The 16,126-nt window shown below is 39.2% G+C and carries 21 protein-coding genes; 2 read left to right on the forward strand and 19 right to left on the reverse strand.

Annotation, left to right across the window (positions count from 1 at the left end; all coding sequences use genetic code 11):
• Positions 1-194: 194 nt before the first annotated feature.
• The 15 genes from R7P64_RS23395 to R7P64_RS23470 form a co-directional block, all read right to left on the reverse strand.
• A complete protein-coding gene (locus R7P64_RS23395) occupies positions 195-530 on the reverse strand; it encodes an energy transducer TonB (protein WP_053304439.1) in 336 nt (111 codons plus the stop codon).
• Positions 531-679: 149 nt separating this feature from the next.
• A complete protein-coding gene (locus R7P64_RS23400) occupies positions 680-985 on the reverse strand; it encodes an NIPSNAP family protein (protein WP_025611608.1) in 306 nt (101 codons plus the stop codon).
• A gap of 174 nt (positions 986-1,159) precedes the next feature.
• Positions 1,160-1,474: a hypothetical protein gene (locus tag R7P64_RS23410; protein WP_017191322.1), complete on the reverse strand. Its 315-nt coding sequence runs from the start codon at positions 1,472-1,474 to the stop codon at positions 1,160-1,162.
• A 125-nt stretch (positions 1,475-1,599) separates the two neighbouring features.
• Positions 1,600-2,136: a nucleotidyltransferase family protein gene (locus tag R7P64_RS23415; RefSeq protein WP_167415278.1), complete on the reverse strand. Its 537-nt coding sequence runs from the start codon at positions 2,134-2,136 to the stop codon at positions 1,600-1,602.
• Between the two features lie 132 nt (positions 2,137-2,268).
• Positions 2,269-2,874 (reverse strand): hypothetical protein, encoded by a 606-nt coding sequence (locus R7P64_RS23425; protein ID WP_039978409.1) that lies wholly within the window; start codon positions 2,872-2,874, stop codon positions 2,269-2,271.
• 137 nt (positions 2,875-3,011) lie between these two features.
• Complete coding sequence (locus tag R7P64_RS23430) at positions 3,012-3,290, reverse strand: hypothetical protein (RefSeq protein WP_086495580.1); 279 nt, start codon at positions 3,288-3,290, stop codon at positions 3,012-3,014.
• Positions 3,291-3,487: 197 nt separating this feature from the next.
• Positions 3,488-4,087, reverse strand: coding sequence for a glutathione S-transferase family protein (locus R7P64_RS23435; RefSeq protein ID WP_054579718.1), 600 nt, complete (start codon positions 4,085-4,087; stop codon positions 3,488-3,490).
• 138 nt (positions 4,088-4,225) lie between these two features.
• Positions 4,226-4,540 carry a helix-turn-helix domain-containing protein gene (locus R7P64_RS23440; RefSeq protein WP_140139434.1) on the reverse strand — a complete coding sequence of 105 codons (315 nt, stop codon included), beginning with the start codon at positions 4,538-4,540 and terminating at the stop codon, positions 4,226-4,228.
• Positions 4,527-4,859, reverse strand: a complete 333-nt coding sequence (locus R7P64_RS23445) for a type II toxin-antitoxin system RelE/ParE family toxin (protein ID WP_140139435.1) — start codon at positions 4,857-4,859, stop codon at positions 4,527-4,529. Before R7P64_RS23445 ends, R7P64_RS23440 begins: the two co-directional genes overlap by 14 nt.
• A 222-nt stretch (positions 4,860-5,081) precedes the next feature.
• On the reverse strand, positions 5,082-5,489 hold the full coding sequence (locus tag R7P64_RS24860) for an SH3 domain-containing protein (RefSeq protein ID WP_399419294.1): 408 nt from the start codon (positions 5,487-5,489) through the stop codon (positions 5,082-5,084).
• Positions 5,490-5,643: 154 nt separating this feature from the next.
• A complete protein-coding gene (locus R7P64_RS23450; protein ID WP_261802762.1) occupies positions 5,644-6,078 on the reverse strand; it encodes a hypothetical protein in 435 nt (144 codons plus the stop codon).
• 207 nt (positions 6,079-6,285) lie between these two features.
• On the reverse strand, positions 6,286-6,888 hold the full coding sequence (locus R7P64_RS23455; protein WP_213973591.1) for a DUF922 domain-containing protein: 603 nt from the start codon (positions 6,886-6,888) through the stop codon (positions 6,286-6,288).
• A 140-nt stretch (positions 6,889-7,028) separates the two neighbouring features.
• On the reverse strand, positions 7,029-7,424 hold the full coding sequence (locus R7P64_RS23460; protein WP_318124021.1) for a hypothetical protein: 396 nt from the start codon (positions 7,422-7,424) through the stop codon (positions 7,029-7,031).
• A 752-nt stretch (positions 7,425-8,176) separates the two neighbouring features.
• Complete coding sequence (locus R7P64_RS23465) at positions 8,177-8,575, reverse strand: DUF6232 family protein (protein ID WP_193235831.1); 399 nt, start codon at positions 8,573-8,575, stop codon at positions 8,177-8,179.
• A 146-nt stretch (positions 8,576-8,721) separates the two neighbouring features.
• Positions 8,722-9,129: a hypothetical protein gene (locus tag R7P64_RS23470; RefSeq protein ID WP_025506483.1), complete on the reverse strand. Its 408-nt coding sequence runs from the start codon at positions 9,127-9,129 to the stop codon at positions 8,722-8,724.
• Between the two features lie 242 nt (positions 9,130-9,371).
• Here R7P64_RS23470 and R7P64_RS23475 point away from each other — a divergent pair, with 242 nt between their 5' ends.
• Positions 9,372-9,596: a hypothetical protein gene (locus tag R7P64_RS23475; RefSeq protein ID WP_213967299.1), complete on the forward strand. Its 225-nt coding sequence runs from the start codon at positions 9,372-9,374 to the stop codon at positions 9,594-9,596.
• 230 nt (positions 9,597-9,826) lie between these two features.
• On the opposite strand, the gene R7P64_RS23480 is transcribed toward R7P64_RS23475, so the two are convergent.
• The gene (locus R7P64_RS23480; protein WP_213973652.1) at positions 9,827-10,465 is read right to left on the reverse strand and encodes a class I SAM-dependent methyltransferase; all 639 of its coding nucleotides are present in this window, start codon (positions 10,463-10,465) and stop codon (positions 9,827-9,829) included.
• Between the two features lie 226 nt (positions 10,466-10,691).
• Entirely contained in the window at positions 10,692-13,994 is a 3,303-nt protein-coding gene (locus tag R7P64_RS23485; protein ID WP_318124025.1) for a hypothetical protein, read from the reverse strand.
• Between the two features lie 451 nt (positions 13,995-14,445).
• Between R7P64_RS23485 and R7P64_RS23490 the strand changes: the two genes are divergently transcribed.
• Entirely contained in the window at positions 14,446-14,628 is a 183-nt protein-coding gene (locus R7P64_RS23490) for a YegP family protein (protein WP_021448657.1), read from the forward strand.
• Between the two features lie 420 nt (positions 14,629-15,048).
• Here R7P64_RS23490 and R7P64_RS23495 read toward each other — a convergent pair whose 3' ends face one another.
• Together R7P64_RS23495 and R7P64_RS23500 are read right to left on the reverse strand one after the other, a co-directional pair.
• Positions 15,049-15,459 (reverse strand): hypothetical protein, encoded by a 411-nt coding sequence (locus tag R7P64_RS23495; protein WP_021448658.1) that lies wholly within the window; start codon positions 15,457-15,459, stop codon positions 15,049-15,051.
• A gap of 64 nt (positions 15,460-15,523) precedes the next feature.
• Positions 15,524-15,868, reverse strand: a complete 345-nt coding sequence (locus R7P64_RS23500) for a hypothetical protein (RefSeq protein WP_047104066.1) — start codon at positions 15,866-15,868, stop codon at positions 15,524-15,526.
• Positions 15,869-16,126 lie beyond the last annotated feature (258 nt).

Below are 16,126 nucleotides of genomic sequence, written 5' to 3' on the forward strand. Positions count from 1 at the left end.
TATTGCTGCTTGATAGAGCTCTTTTTCGATATTATCCATGACCATCCATATTCAATTTTATCGTGCGCTATAACGCCTTGTTAAGGTGTGAGGCACGCAATACCAAAGCTTCCGCATACCACCTTAACCACTAAAACTAACGCATAGCAAAAATGCCACGTGTGCCGAATCACTCTTGAACAATTTGTTATGTGTTAGATTTTAAAGACTAATTTTTGTTTTTGAGCAATAAGCTCACCATCTTCAAGTGGTTCATATTTCCATTTGGACAACGCTTGTACAGCTACCTTTTCAAAGATTCCCTTTGGGGAGGACTCGATTACAACAATATCAGTCACATCCCCATTTTTAGTAATGTTAAACGTCATGACCACATACCCTGACAGGTTATTCTCTACTGCAACTTTGGGGTATCTCGGCGATACAAACTCTATTGGCTCTAGATCTAAATATTCCGATGAGTAAGTGTTTTCTACAGAACTTGAACACCCTGCTACTAAGATCAAGATAAATAGTTGCAAAAATCTCATAATCTATCTCTGACACATAACGCCCTGCTAAGGGGTGAGCAATGCAATACCAAAGCTTCCGCATACCACCTTAATCACCTAAACCAACGCATAGTGAAAATGCCACGCGTTGCGAATCCCTCTTGAGCAGTTTGTTATACATTGCTTCCCTACCTGAGCACAGGTCTGAAAAAACTACGTTCATAGCTAATGATGCAGTCTACTTTATCTGCAAACTCAAAAGCTTCAATACACTCGGGATCATTTAGAGATTTGAGACGATACTCTTCGTATGCTGATAAGCTTTCGAATGAGAACAAAGCTAGAGCTATATTATTTGCACCTTCTGACGGTAGAAAATAGCCATTGTGCTGACCACCGAACTTCTCAACAAGTGGAATCCACATTCTTGCGTATTCTTCAAATTCTTTGACCTTTTTCGGGTCAATCACGTACCTGACATAGCAAGTAATCATATGCTTTAAATCCTTCTAATTGTTTAATTTCATGCGCAACGTATAACGCCCTGTTAAGGGGTGAGCAACGCAATACATAAGCCGCCGCATACAACCTTAAACACTTAAACCAACGCATAGTAAAAATGCCACGCGTTGCGAATCCCTCTTAAACAGTTTGTTAGCTGTTTCGTATTAGGAGACTGAACTATTAACGTAAAAATAACCAACAAGACCAACCGTGCCGTATAAAAGTGCCTTCAAAGAAGCTAGCCAGTTACTTTTAATATTAAGTAAAGTCACCACAATTGAGGATACCATCGCAAAACACCACATCAAGACAACTAAACAAGCAAACAATAAATCTATAACGTCACCGAACCCATAAGGTTCTCCGGGTGAGACCGCTATATGCCCATAAATTTGAGATTTATATAGTAGCCCAGAGAAAGCAAAAAAATGGACTAAAACAATACTGAACGCTAATAACTTATTAAATCTTGCTTCCATTTAGTTTCACTCTCCAATACCACATTGCACAAACAGCTAACGCCGCATTAAGGTGTGAGCGGCGCTTGGTTATACTTGAGCGAAGCGAAACTGCCAAGCGTTGCGAATCACTCTTAAATGCTTTGTTATGGCGCAACTCTCAAAGATGACCACCTAACTAACCACCCTTTCGAATTTACACGATTTTCAAATATTGCTCGTGACCTTTTCGGATTATGCGTGATGCAGTAGCCAAATAAAGATTCGAACCCAAATGCTGATACAACTTCATATTGATTCACACCTGTTTGACGAACGCCAACGGCAGTTTCTTTTTCAGGCCAGTAGCTCATGGCATCCACTGAACTTTGATAAGGTTCATCACCATTACGTTCATGCATTTGAGCTTGATTTCGAACTTGCCAATTAAGCTCAGGCATACAACCTTTCAAGTACTCTTCATAACCCAGATAGGCATTAGGATTCGATTCATTAAGATCAAAGTAAATCACATCAACGTCATTCAAAGCAGTCGTAGATTCAAACCCATGTAACGAGTCCCAAACTAAATTTCGCACGAAACCCGCTGCTATATAACACTGAGGTAGGTTCAGCAGAGACACATGATTTAGTGCCTCAGTCCGTATTGGGTCACGTTTTATTAATTCTACGATTTCGTCCATTTTCGCCCTGCGCCATAACGCCCTGTTAAGGGGTGAGCAACGCAATACCAAAGCTCCCGCATACCACCTTAAACACTAAACGCAACGCATAGTAAAAACGCCACGCGTTGCGAATCACTCTTAAACAGTTTGTTATATACCGCTATCGATTAGAATTTTAGTCAGTGTTTCTTGGATATTGTTATCAAGACTATCTTTTACATGCGCTTGTTCATCTTGAGATAAAAGTGAGAACTGCGCGGGAAGCTCTTCGATGTCGAGAACCTTAACCCCTTTTAAGTAACACGTACTGCATTTGCTGTCGCCATCAATATATGGAACAACATTTAACGATACATATGTTATCGCACCCATTCGTTTACCAAAGATTGATTGTTGATGGACACCATAGCCGAAAGTATTCGATACACCATAAATATCTCTAGGTACAAGCTTTATAGCCATATCAACATCACCGATTTCTGACTCCGAGATAAGCTTAACCGCCATCCCTTTTGCCTCGACATAGTCTTTGACCGTTTTAACAAGTAAATCAGAGAAAGAACTATCTTTAACTGCATCATAATCGTTGTTAAATATCGTTGTACCAGTCGTTACAAAATTAGGATATTCAGGAAACTCGTTAACTACCCCGACGGTTTCAACTTCCTTAAGATCTTGCGGTTTCAACGTAGATGCACAGCCTGTAAGAACTACTAGCAATAACAATGAGTAAACTAACTTTATTTTATTTTTCACCTTTATTCTCCCTAGGTATATAACGCCCTGTTAAGGGGTGAGCAACGCAATTCAAGAGCCGCCGCATACCGCCTTAAACACTAAAACCAACGCATAGTGAAAATGCCACGCGTTGCGAATCCCTCTTGAACAGTTTGTTAGGCGACATTTCTACGTTTAACTTCTTTCTCATACGAAGATTCGTTGTATAGCCAAATAGCCCAAAATGCGAAAAACATCCCGATCGTGTAAATTGAGTAATTAAGAGCATTATCCGATAAGAAAATCGTAATGTTTGCCGCATCAGAAGATGGATAAAGGAAAATAACATTAAAAATCATGTACAAAATAGCTGTGACGAAAGTTGTTCTGAAAAGCCAATTTAAACACCCTTTCTTTCGCGATTTTTGCCAATTATCAAATGCTTTACCATTCATTAATCCACTCCTTTCCTATTAACTGAAGCTAGATTCACGCCAAGATACTATCACTACTCTATCGTTTATCTCATGTCGCCTAACGCCCAATTAAGGTGTGAGGCACGCAATACCAATGCCACCGCATACCGCCTTAATCACTAAAACCAACGCATGGTAAAAATGCCACGCGTGCCGAATCACTCTTAAATTGTTTGTTATGCTTGTGGTTCTGAAACCACGACACTGTCATTTGCCCTTATGTACATCAAATGCTTGTCGTAAAATCCGTTTCTCGCACAACCATGTTGCAACGCTTTTTTGTAGATTGAAGCCACAAATATATCGGCTACGCTAAAGTCGTTACCCACTGAAAATCCTGATTCACAACAGATCGATGTACTTAACTTCTCTAAGCAACGCATGATCCAGTCTCCACGGAGTTCGCGCTTTGACGTCTCATTTAACTCTGGACGCATAAACCTTAATACTGTTCTATTTTGGGGAGAGTGAATACTGGAGTTTACGTACTCACAAACTCTGCGGATGTGCGTTTTTTCATTGAGGCTTTTACCAAACAAGCTTGGATTAGGAAAGCGTTCTTCCAAATACTCAACAATTGCCATTGATTCAGAAAATACCGAACCATCGACAGAAAGAGATGGGACATAGCCAAAAGGATTTATATCTAGGTATGTTGTCGTTAGTTCGTCAGAGCTGACCTCAATTCTATCGTAACGTATACCCTTAAAATTGAGCACCCACTCCACCCTTTCAGAGCTATTCGAACCTTCTGCGCTATACAACGAAACTTCCATATATCCTCCCGAAAAGCATAACGCTGCGTTAAGGGGCAGCAACGCACTACCACCAAACTTCAATTTACCACCGTAAACACAAATGCCAAGATTTGAACCAAATTCGCCACGCGTTGACTGTCCCTCTTGAACGCCTTGTTATAGCTCAGCGATGTGCGACAGAGTTTCTGGATGACGCTGAACCAGTTTTAAAAGGGTTACAGCTTGCCCATTTGGTGCACTACGCCCTTGCTCCCAGTTCTCTAATGTGCGAGATGATGTATGTAACAGACGAGCAAATACACCGCGTGACATATTAAACTGTTCACGAATACTCACGATTTCATCAGGTGAGATATTTAACTCACTGATGTCATTAACTTGATGTGTTTTAAGGGTAAGCTTACCCTCTGAGTGCTCTTTAGCCTCGGTAAGAGCTGAACTTAATTCTGCAAATAGGTCACGATTGCTCATTACGCCACGCCTCCATAAAAGCTTTTAACTGTTTCTTTTGGTCTGCGGTTAAATCGGACATTTCATTCTTGCCATAAATTGTCAGCAAGTAGAAACGTCGCTTTTCATCGAGGAAGTAATAGATAACACGAGAGCCACCACGCTTGCCCTTACCTTTACTTGCAACTCGAATCTTTCGCAAACCACCTGTACCTTGAATTACGTCACCCTGTTTCGGGTTAGACATTAACTCAGCTTGGAAAAGTCTAAACTCTTCATCACTGAGGTATTCACTACGGTACTTTTCAAATATGGTTGATTCGACAAATACACTTTTCATATGCAAAGTATACGCAAGTAACGTATAGATAGCAAAACTATACGTGATTAACGTAGTTATTATCATTTTAGGGTGCAGATCTGTTCTGAGCTATAACGCCCTGTTAAGGTGTGAGCAACGCAGTACCGATGCTTCCGCATGCCACCTTAAACACTAAACACAACGCATAGTAAAAATGCCACGCGTTGCGAATCACTCTTAAACAGTTTGTTATAAGCAATTTTAACTCATTCGTTTGAGGTACTTTTTACTAACCCAATAAAAAGACGACTTGTAGCGAATCATTGCCCAATCACTAATAAATGAATGTACATACACCCTTTGACCTTTACTTAAAGTACCTACGACCTCTTTTGAACTAAATGGGTTATCACGGACATTTAGTTTAGTAGCAGTAACTTCGTAATCACCTGCACTCAATTTATTTTGCGATTTATATTTAGGTGACTTTGCACTAGTCGCGGATTTAGATGGCGAGTAACTCTTCGAGGAGTACGTCCCAATGCGGCAAGTTTTCTTCCATGATATACATGAATTCCCGCATGGTTGCCCTTTTTTACAGATCTTAGCTTGCGCATTGAACCCAACAGTCAAACCAAGAAACAAAACTAAAAGAATCTTATATCTCACTCTCGTAATCTCATAATTGCTTATAACGCCGCATTAAGGTGTGAGCAACGCTACCACCTAACCTAGACCACTGCACCGTAAACACGAAACCCAACCTTAAACTGAAAATGCCAAGCGTTGGGAATCACTCTTAAATGCTTTGTTATGTGCGTAGTTAAAGAGACATTCGATCTCTTGACTTCTCTACTGCCTCTTCTGAAAACAAATTGGGGAACTTCAAAATTACGGCTTCAAAAGCATATTCTTGTAGCCCCATTTCAGCTAAAGCTTCATAACCTTGAGTGACATCATCACGATTTACAGCTCTTTCCACTGCATCTATAACACCACGACGTTCGATCATCTGCCACGTACGGCTGGCTCTAGTCCTTTTGCCGTTTCGATTGGATAGCACTTCCTCGTAGGCAAAAACAGCTTCAATTGCCAACCTTTCCGCTTCAGTTTTGCAGCCGTATAACTCAGCTCGAATTGCAATTGCTCTTAATGTAGCCTGTTGGGCTAGCTCATTTTCGCCTAACCTAAGAGCATTAGATCTAAACTTTTCGCATGATTCGACTGTTTTTAGTTTTAATACCCGAGAATCCATCATCAAACTCCATTAAATCAATTTTCAAGACTGTAACAATAGAGTTCTAATAGTTCAGTTAGCTATTAAGTAATGTTAGACCAAGAGCACATAACGCCGCGTTAAGGGGTGAGCAACGCAGACCACCTGACCTAAACCATTGTGCCGTAAACACTTAAGCTGAAGCAAACCGAAAATACCGAGCGTTGGGAATCCGTCTTAAACGCTTTGTTATATGCGTGGTGACATTGACGAGAAAGGTATTTCGCATATTTTCAAGTAAGGCCCCTCACCAAAAGGAGACTCTGCTAATTCAATTTCTCCATGCGATGTATAAACGTCAAACAGAGCATTACTTTCCACCAAATCACCTTCAAGATCAATGACTCTATCATTTGCGCTACTACACCCTCCACGCTGTCCACGTTTGAAGGCTAAATACATTTCGTGCATCGACTTAACTGCAAGCGCACAATGAATCTGCTCATGTCGATAGAGCTTCTCAAGATATGGGCGAAACTCCTCAGCTGATTCAGTTGAAGTCTTAGACATTTCGAACTTAGGAAGTGTATAGGTAACTTCAAGCTCAAATTCATGAATTTCGCAAGAATCATCATTCGTATGGAAGTCGTATTTCCATGCGGTGTACCCGTCAAAGCCTTCATTTACGAGAAACTCAGGTCTAGCGTTAAATGAGCGCTCAATTTCTTCAACACTATTCCCGCTAATCTCATACACTTCAAACTTTTTCTGGAAGGGAAAGTCTAGATCGACGTCAGCATTAGCCTGACTAAACGCCATTAAGCAATATATTGAAAGTACTACTTTTTTCATCATCATCCTTGAAGCATATAACGCCCAATTAAGGTGTGAACCACGCTACCACAACACTCAAGTTGGATACCGTAAACACTAAACTTAACCCAAACCAAAAATGCCAAGCGTGGTGAATCACTCTTAAATTGTTTGTTATATTAATTTATTAGCTCACTCTTAATATCTAGCCAAGCATTTTCGAGAATCTGTCGCCCAAGACTTTGTTTAATATCCATAAATTGATTAAAGATGTCTGAACTATCTCTTTTCACAACGCTTTTCATTACATCACGTAAAACATGAGTGAGCATAATCGTGATTTCTTTGTTTTCGTCTAGCATTAATAGAATTTTCTTGTGATGAAGTGAAAGCTCACCTATTAATCTTGTAAACTCATCAGATTGAGGAAACTCTGGTTGTGTAACAACCTTAAAGTGCAAGACTGTAGCTATTGAATCAAAACTAGAAAGAGACTCCCTTAACTCTTCTGTCCACGCATGACGAAGTTCCGCTGACTTAGCCTTATTCTGTGTTTTTTGGCTTGCTTTCGTCACATACACGACACCAATTGAGGTTAGAACACTACCCAAACCAATGGCACCTGTAACAATTATTGACGGCCAGTCGGGGCTAATCGACAGCATTATTGGTTCAGCTGTCGTAATACTCGTTTTAACCTGTGTTATCAACTTAAAAATATCCTCGAAGTTTAAAAATTAATATAACGCCCTGTTAAGGGGTGAGCAACGCAATACCGATGCTGCCGCATACCACCTTAATCACTTAAGCCAACGCATAGTGAAAATGCCACGTGTTGCGAATCCCTCTTGAACAGCTTGTTAACTGAGCGCCTTTCAGTTTTCGCCGTTCTTTCAGCCACTTTCGCCAAAGCTCATTTTGCTAATTAATGATTAGCAAAGCTAACCCAAATATGTATTTAACCAAAAAATTACCGTTTATCTTTAGTTTGAAATGCGTCTCACAACACCATACTTCGGCGATGTAAGTATGCCGGACTAATCGCGAATGCCTTATATTATTAGAAGGCTTTGTGTCGCCTTTCACATCAGTAAACTTAAGTATCAAACTGAAATTAGTCACATTAGCTTAGCTAAGGAAACCGACCGAACACGCTAAATCTCTGAACCTAGAAACTGTATCATTGCGCTTTCATATTTTCTGCGCCAGTTAACGCCTTGTTAAGGTGTGAGGCACGCAATACCGAAGGTTCCGTATAACACCTTAACCACTAAAGCTAACGCATAGTAAAAATGCCACGCGTGCCGAATCACTCTTGAACAATTTGTTATACGAATTTCTTCAGTGCCAACACTTGCTGTTCAAATAACTCACAATCTGACTTTGAGTATGACTTGGCGACATTAACCCATTGAACGCCCGTTTCATCTATGTGGCGAAACTCGATTTGAAGTGCATATTTAGAACAACGAAAAAGAGCAAAAACCAAACCTACAACCGTCAGACTAAGAACTAAAACTAGTAGCCATTGTGGCACCTCTTCCAACCTTGGAATAACTAACCAAACTGCCCCTGAAAAAACACACACCCAGAATAAAACTTGACCTAAATTATCAAGAAAACTTAACTTTTTAACCCTAACATTATTTATCTTAGACAAAGGATATGAGTCTTTCTTAAATCTGAACTCTTTTGAATCCAAGTTAAAATCAGTATTTTTGTACATAATTTCCCTCTATTCGTATAACGCCCTGCTAAGGGGTGAGCAACGCAATACAAAAGCCGCCGCAAACCACCTTAATCACTAAATTCAACGCATAGTGAAAATGCCACGCGTTGCGAATCCCTCTTGAGCAGTTTGTTAGCTGTGTTTTACAACACGAGCTTTGCTCCCAACATACCAAGAGCTGCGATAGCTACCATCGTAAACCAAAGGTAAATCATAAAAGATAGGTATAACGAAAATAAACCTCTCACAGCTTTATCTAAGTTTGCACCTTCATCGTGCTGTAAGAAGTACGCTAGTTCTGCTGTAGGTATTGATCCAGCAAAGCTCTTAAATTTGAACTTTACCATCATCAAGCCCATTGAGACTGGAAGACTAGATACTAATAAAATGATTCCCACCGAAATCCAGACATTCTCAGGGGATTCATTACCTAAAACTACTGCTGCCCCGATCAACACTAAAAGCATTCCCAGAAAGCCCTTAAAAGATGACAACAATGAGTCTCTTGTTTTTATATACAGCCAGAATAGCGGCTTATCGAATTTTCTCATTTTTTCCTCAAACAGCTAACGCCCTGCTAAGGGGTGAGCAACGCAATACCTAAGCCGCTGCATACCACCTTAATCACTAAATTCAACGCATAGTAAAAATGCCACGCGTTGCGAATCCCTCTTGAGCAGTTTGTTAGTCGCGAGGTACCGAGCGACAATTTTAAGCCGAACTAAACTTTGCGAACAACAAACTTTATGTGCTTTGATGCATTTAAGTTAGGCGTAGTCTCAGCGGCTACTCAATGAAACCACTTGGAATTAACAACGCCGCAGAAAACGGACTGACTACACCAAAAAGAGCCTTTGGAAAGCCAATCTCACAGTGCGGACTTTCAACAAACTCACCGAGCGGATTTGCAACCAAAAATAGACTCTCGATTGCCCTGCTCTGTCAGCACCAAAGAACAAAACAACCGCTTGGACACTTGCAAAACTTTGGACTTAAAACTGCTGAAACTGAGTTTTGACCATCGACGATGAATCTGTATACCAAACAAACAGCTGCCAAATTTTGAGCTAAGAAACATGATTTTGATTGCTAGCTTTTTCTGGCGACTAACGCCTTGTTAAGGTGTGAGGCACGCAATACCTAAGCTTCCGCATACCACCTTAACCACTGAAACCCACGCATAGTAAAAAATGCCACGCGTGCCGAATCACTCTTGAACAATTTGTTAGCAGTTTTTTCTACACAAAATTATGCTTTTATCGCATACATCGTTATGTGGTTTGAAGTTTCACGCTCATAGACACTGACATGAAGCACTTGGAACCCTGCTTTCTCTAGTTCAACAACTAGATCACTTTCAGAGGTAACATGACGATATGGACTGCCATCTCTATAAGTTTCATAGCTAATTTCATTTTTAGAGCACAAGCTACTGACAAAAAATACCCCGTTTTCAGACAGTGAACGATAAACATGACTCAAAAATATCACTCGATCTGCACCGATAATGCAATGCAAGCAATTACCGTCAATGACAACATCATAACCTTCTGGAAGTTCAAGAGACGCTACCGTTAGGTCCGCTAAATAATAATTACCCTCGACTCCTGTTGCTCTGGCTTTTTCCTTTGCCCATTCAATTGCGGTTGGTGAAATATCTATACCTGCCACCTCAAAGCCCAACTTCTGGAAAGCTCTGCAATGATGTCCTTCACCGCAACCTAATTCGAGCAGTTTACCTTGCACAGGTCGTTTAAATAGCTCAAGAAAACGCTCCACTAAAACTGCTTTAGACATTCGCTCGTTGCCACCCCAACCTTCCCAGCCAGCTTCGCGAGCTTCAACATACATGTCTTCATGAACTTGGTAGTTTTGTTTCATATTCATCCTTGACTGCTAACGCCCTGTTAAGGGATAATAAAATAAACATAAAATCCATAAAATACAGTAATTTATAAAACAAAATAGATATAACTCAAAAGGATATGTAGCACATGTGTAGCTATCGAAGTAAACAGCCATAAAGCTCTACTAACTCACATTTGGACAAAAGTGAGCTAGGTTCTTTGCTCTAGCTCACCAAATAGAGATTACTAAAATTACGTCAAACCACCTAAAGTGTTGTAGCCTTACTCAATAGTACTTGATTATCATCACTTTTATCTGTGTTCTTTATTTCAGTTTTAATACAAGGTAGATCTTTTGCTAAAGTAACTTGCATCCAATAATTTATTGATAATTCACCGACATTTGCACTTTGAGATGGCTTGTAACTTACTTTTACAAATTGATCATCCATTATCTTGCCAAATTCAATATGTTCAAATAACTCTCTAGTAGTCAATAAACTAAAGTTGATGTCTGAAAAATAAAGATTATATACAATAACACCACCCAAATTGCATATATAATCTTTTCCGAAGCCATCAATAAAAGAGATATTGTATTTATTCGCTACTTCTGGTTTGTACCTAGCTTCTCTAAGCAACCTTTTTAACTCTGAGCTTCCTGAAAACAAAATAGGATTTGTAATGGTTCTTGCTATATCTAAAATGTCAAAAATATTATTTTCGACACTGGAATAAACTTTTGAATCAGATGTTTTGTAACGTAATATCTCTCTTAAAATGTTAGCTTGAACATTAGACCTTGTTGATTCTTTTAGCCAACCTTTCTCGTTGATTGCTCTATTGGTATCAATACCTTTGGCAACCCTTTCTTTTCTGTACTCCTGTATGTTTAATTTATATAAGGTATCATCAACAATATCACCATTAAAACCAACTGAGTTAAATAAGCTGATTGGGAATTCTAAGTTCGGGGTTTTGCCTATAAGACCCTCGGAACAAATCAAACCAAATTGTGTTAGAAGGTCTTCATCAATTTCCGCTTCTGCCACTAATTCACTCTGTCTTTGATTTATTTGCTCTATAACTCGTTGAACTGAATTTTTAAAATTATCTAGGTAACTATCAAACTGTTCTCTAGAGATAAGGAATGGTTCTTTGATTTCGTCGACCAATCTAAGCCACTCTTGTAAGTCACTAACAAGGGATTGTTGATCTTGATGACGAAATGCATCCGAAAATACAATATCGAACCATTGACGTCCCAGTTGCCATTCGCTATTTGAAAGTGAAACGGCTATCTCTATGTAAGCCGCATTCATACTTTGAGGATCATTACGCCCCCAACCTGAATAGATACGCCCTGATACTCTTCTCTTTTCATTAACTCGCCCAAAAGACTCAAGAACTCCTGAAAGCCATGAGCCATAGCCATTATTAGAGTAATCTCTATGCCTAATATACACCCCAACTATATCACTAGCGTTAGATACGGACTTCGTTCCACGAGCAATTGCACCAGTTGGATGAATCGCAGCGTTAGAAAGTAATGCTCTAATATATTTTCTTACTTGATCATCATTTAAGTTAGGCTTGAGCAAAATATAACATGCTGTAATAACTCTAAGGTCAAGCGCTGCATTCTCAAATGCAATATAAAAAGCAGACCGAGAATTAAATTCATAACCATTTAATATAATAGCCCACAACTTGTCATCTAAACCTTTAAGCAATATATTATGGGTCACTAATTCTGAGTGCCATCCATATTCTTCGAACCCATGGCCGTAATCTCTCACTGAAAGTGTCTCACACCAATTGTTTAGCATATCAACCCCCCAACCAGCCGCCTCAACATTGTCATACCTTAATGCAGATATTGCGGTATGAGCTGTAAATTCTAAATGAGCGAGATAAAAGGGTAGTGAATCAGTTAGGCTATCAAGTCGTTGATATCTAGGCTCAATATAATCTAGCCAAGACTCCCATGAGCCAACGAAGTCAAAAAGCACATCTTCATATTTATTAGCTAAGCGTATATCTGATGAAGAAGAACTGTAAGAGCGCCACTCCATCAATAATGACCAAGTAAAGTAACTGCTTTGTATCAATGAGAAACCTTCACGTGTAACCAACTTTTCTCGCCCAGCAAATAGGCGCTTATGTAAGGAAATAACTTCGTCATAAAATTCGATGTTTTCAGGAATTAGTTCAACAGCAGATCTAGCTATTCGATAATACTCTGTCAAAATTTCATCGAGATAACTTCTACTGAAAAAGTTGGTCGTTGGTAGCAATAGCCAATTGTCATCTTCCTTGTTATCATTTAAGAAACTTAAAGCAGAAGCTATCTCAGTGTGCCACTTTACGATATTGGCTAAAGCAGTTTTGAATTCGCCGATATTCTTTTCACGGATAGAATCATTAGCTGAACCAACAAGACCTAACATCATGGACGTCAGGCTTTTGTCATAATCAACTTCTTTTTTCGTTGTTGTAACGCTATTCTTAATCAGTAGCTTAGATATCCAGCCCAAATTGAAGTCTACATATCTGGCAACTACTAGACCAGTTTCACCTTTCTTCGTCCATACAGGTTGTAGTACGAACTCTGGCTTAGCATTAAAGTCAAAGCTAAGCCCGCTAAAACCTTTTCTTGAAACTAACCACTTTCCAAAGCTCTGCCGATTAAACCAACGAAGTATCTTTAGCTTCTTAACTTGGTAATGAATTAGCGCGTTGATTGTTGCGTAGTAAACATTTGTAATCCGAATTGGATCTGTTGACGGAATTATAATTTCGTTGTACTTCTCATCAGAGAACTTATAAGTGCTAACTTTTAGCAGATCTTCATTAGGGTTGACTAGAATCTTATTCCGAACGGAGTTGAGTAATAATAGTTCATGAATTCTTTGCCTAATATCCATTTCACAAAGCTCATGAATAGTGAACCTAACAATTAACCTATCACGTTTCGTTTCATCCAACATCAAGAAAGTGGTCGCAAAAAACCAGCTTGTTAATAAGATGTTGAATGTAAGCCATAGTGCAGTAGTTATGCAAATCGATAGATAAGTTGACTGTTCGATACTAGCACTGAGGAAATAGCCTGCAATTATAAAAATAGACAAAAATAATCCACTCAATCCAGCAAACATGAAGCCAGAATACATCTGATAAATAGGAAATAGTGTCTTCTTTGCTGACTTATTCTGAAAAAGTACACCAATCAAACCAATGACAAGGGGGTAAACAACACCGATAATGGTCAACTGACCTGCAAGAAAAGCTCCTTGCCAGTCAATGAGTTTGTTCCAGTGAGGGAAATACTCAAGGGCAAATGGGGTTAACTCTTCTTTCCAGAGTAATAAATTGGCAACGAGTAAGCTAGATAAGACGAAGAGAAGAAAGATGTAATACCTATGTCTTTGAGACCAACGCAATATGTTGTGTTCTAAAAGGTTCCACTCGCTAGATAAAAACGCCTTGTTTTGATAAAGCGTTTCATCAATGTTTTTATCTACATGATGCTGAAGTGAATTTAACAGCTTTTCTATCCTAGCAAACACTTAAGTCTCTCCAGAAATTAGGTGGATCATTTTCAGGTACAACTACTTTACTAGATGTCGACGATTAATCAATTAGATGCGTATATTCAAAACGTTTAGTGCCTGTAATGGAGGTAGGCATTGCTTCTTGCCTTTTCACTAAAATATGTATTGCAAAAAGTAGCTGACTACTCGCATCTTTTCGCGAGACGTAACTCATTTCGGGGCAGAAACGTGCCAGTGACTTTGCTAATTTAGCATGATATCAATTGAGTCAAATATGGTGCTCCTCTAGTTTACTGACCAAATTCATCTTTCCACTACACTTTCGAATTCATTGAAACCGCGACAAATCATAATTTGCTCACAAAACACGCAAAATGCACTTGAGTTGATATGCAATAAGATAAATAAATATATCTGTGTGAGAAATCGTTCTCATAACTTACATTTACCCCAAAGGAGTAAACAGATGGGCAAGTATGTAATTAAGAAATCTACAAAGGATACCGTTCAACCATACTACTTTGTACTTAAAGCAGACAACGGACAAGTGATTGCGACCAGTGAAATGTACGCTTCAAAGCAAGGGGCAGAAAATGGTATCGCCTCTGTTAAGAATAACGCAGACTCAGTAACTGTTGACGAGTCTTAAAATGATCCAGTTTCTGGCTTATAGCTGTCAACAAAGCCACCTACCAAGGTGGCTTTTTAGGTAACAATGTTATTCAATTTTATTGGAAAATTTAACAATATCGAAAGTGTTTAAGCTCAGACCCATCACTAACTCCTACCTAAGCAATAGACAGATTGCAATCGGCACTTTTGTTTTAATTTACCATTACACCTGATGTGCGCATTCAAGATGTTAAATGCATAAAATTAGTTCAGTCAAAGACAAGCCAGTAGAAATACTAAGAGGACTCGCGTTAGCGCAGTTTGGGGGATAAATGAGCTAGAGTAACCTGTTATATCTGAACCCAGACACCCCTACTTTCATGTAATATTATTATCTAAATTGAAGCTAGGGCAGTCAGGTTGGCTATGATATTACGACAACCAACCTGTATTGCGGTTAGTCTCTAAACTTGAGTTGTTCTCCAACAACTTGGATGTTGAACATATCAACTTGTTCTGAGATTTGATTTACTTTGTGCTTATCGATACCTTCTAGCTCACCTTCATCAGGCCAGTTAAAAGCGCCCAACACAGTAAGTGTCTCATTCAGTTTTGCATGTTTTCCTTTATCGACCAAACGTTCTAGCTCTAACGACTCTTGCTCAGAGCACGCTTGTAGCTTCAAGTTGTTAATATAGAGAACAACCTTTACCTTGTCCTCTTTAGATAACGAGTCAAACCATTCGTTACGAGGAAACAACTCTTTGCTTTGCTTTTCTTTAGCGATGCATTTCTCTCTCTGAATAATCCAGTTGAGAGTCGCCTCTTTAGTCTGTTTATCCATATGGAATTTTGTTACCCAATCCATATTTATGGATTCCGCTACAGCATTGGAGCTACTAAAGAGAACAAGGGATAACAATCCAATAAATTTATAATGACGCATTAGATACACACTTCCAAAATTTTTGTTCTTCACCGCTGGTTTGCCAAGTCATTGGCTCCGCAACCTGATAAATTCGACTACGAGTAACGGCGCTTGTGGCCAACATTGCATTACCAAACGTTTCCCAGTCATACTCTCGAATGGTGACCAGTTTTTCGAATGGACTGGAGGTGACACTGGGTGTTCCAAAAACAGCATAAAAAGGCGTTGCCGCTAGTACACCTGACAAAAGATTGCCACTTTCCATGATGCTTTTTATATCTCCTATAGCTCCCTTACTTTTACGACTAAGAGCCATATCTTTTACATCACAATACCCCAAAGATGCCATTTACTTTTCCTACCACTTTAAAAAATCACTTGTATCATACTGTTTTTAATGGCTTTTATTAATGTATTGGTGACGAAAAAGTCAATATCACTATAAAAAAGTGCACTTTGGGTTGTTTTATTGATAATACAACGTCCGCGATATCGATAGACAGAGAGCAGCATTCTCTGAGTGACAAGTCATGTCTTTAGCTCGAATTGTACAGCACTTGCACAGCAAAGCGATACGCTATCTTTTTAAGTTCTCTTTTTGGGAGGC

The organism is Vibrio sp. 2304, assembly GCF_033339475.1.
GTDB lineage: Bacteria > Pseudomonadota > Gammaproteobacteria > Enterobacterales > Vibrionaceae > Vibrio > Vibrio alginolyticus.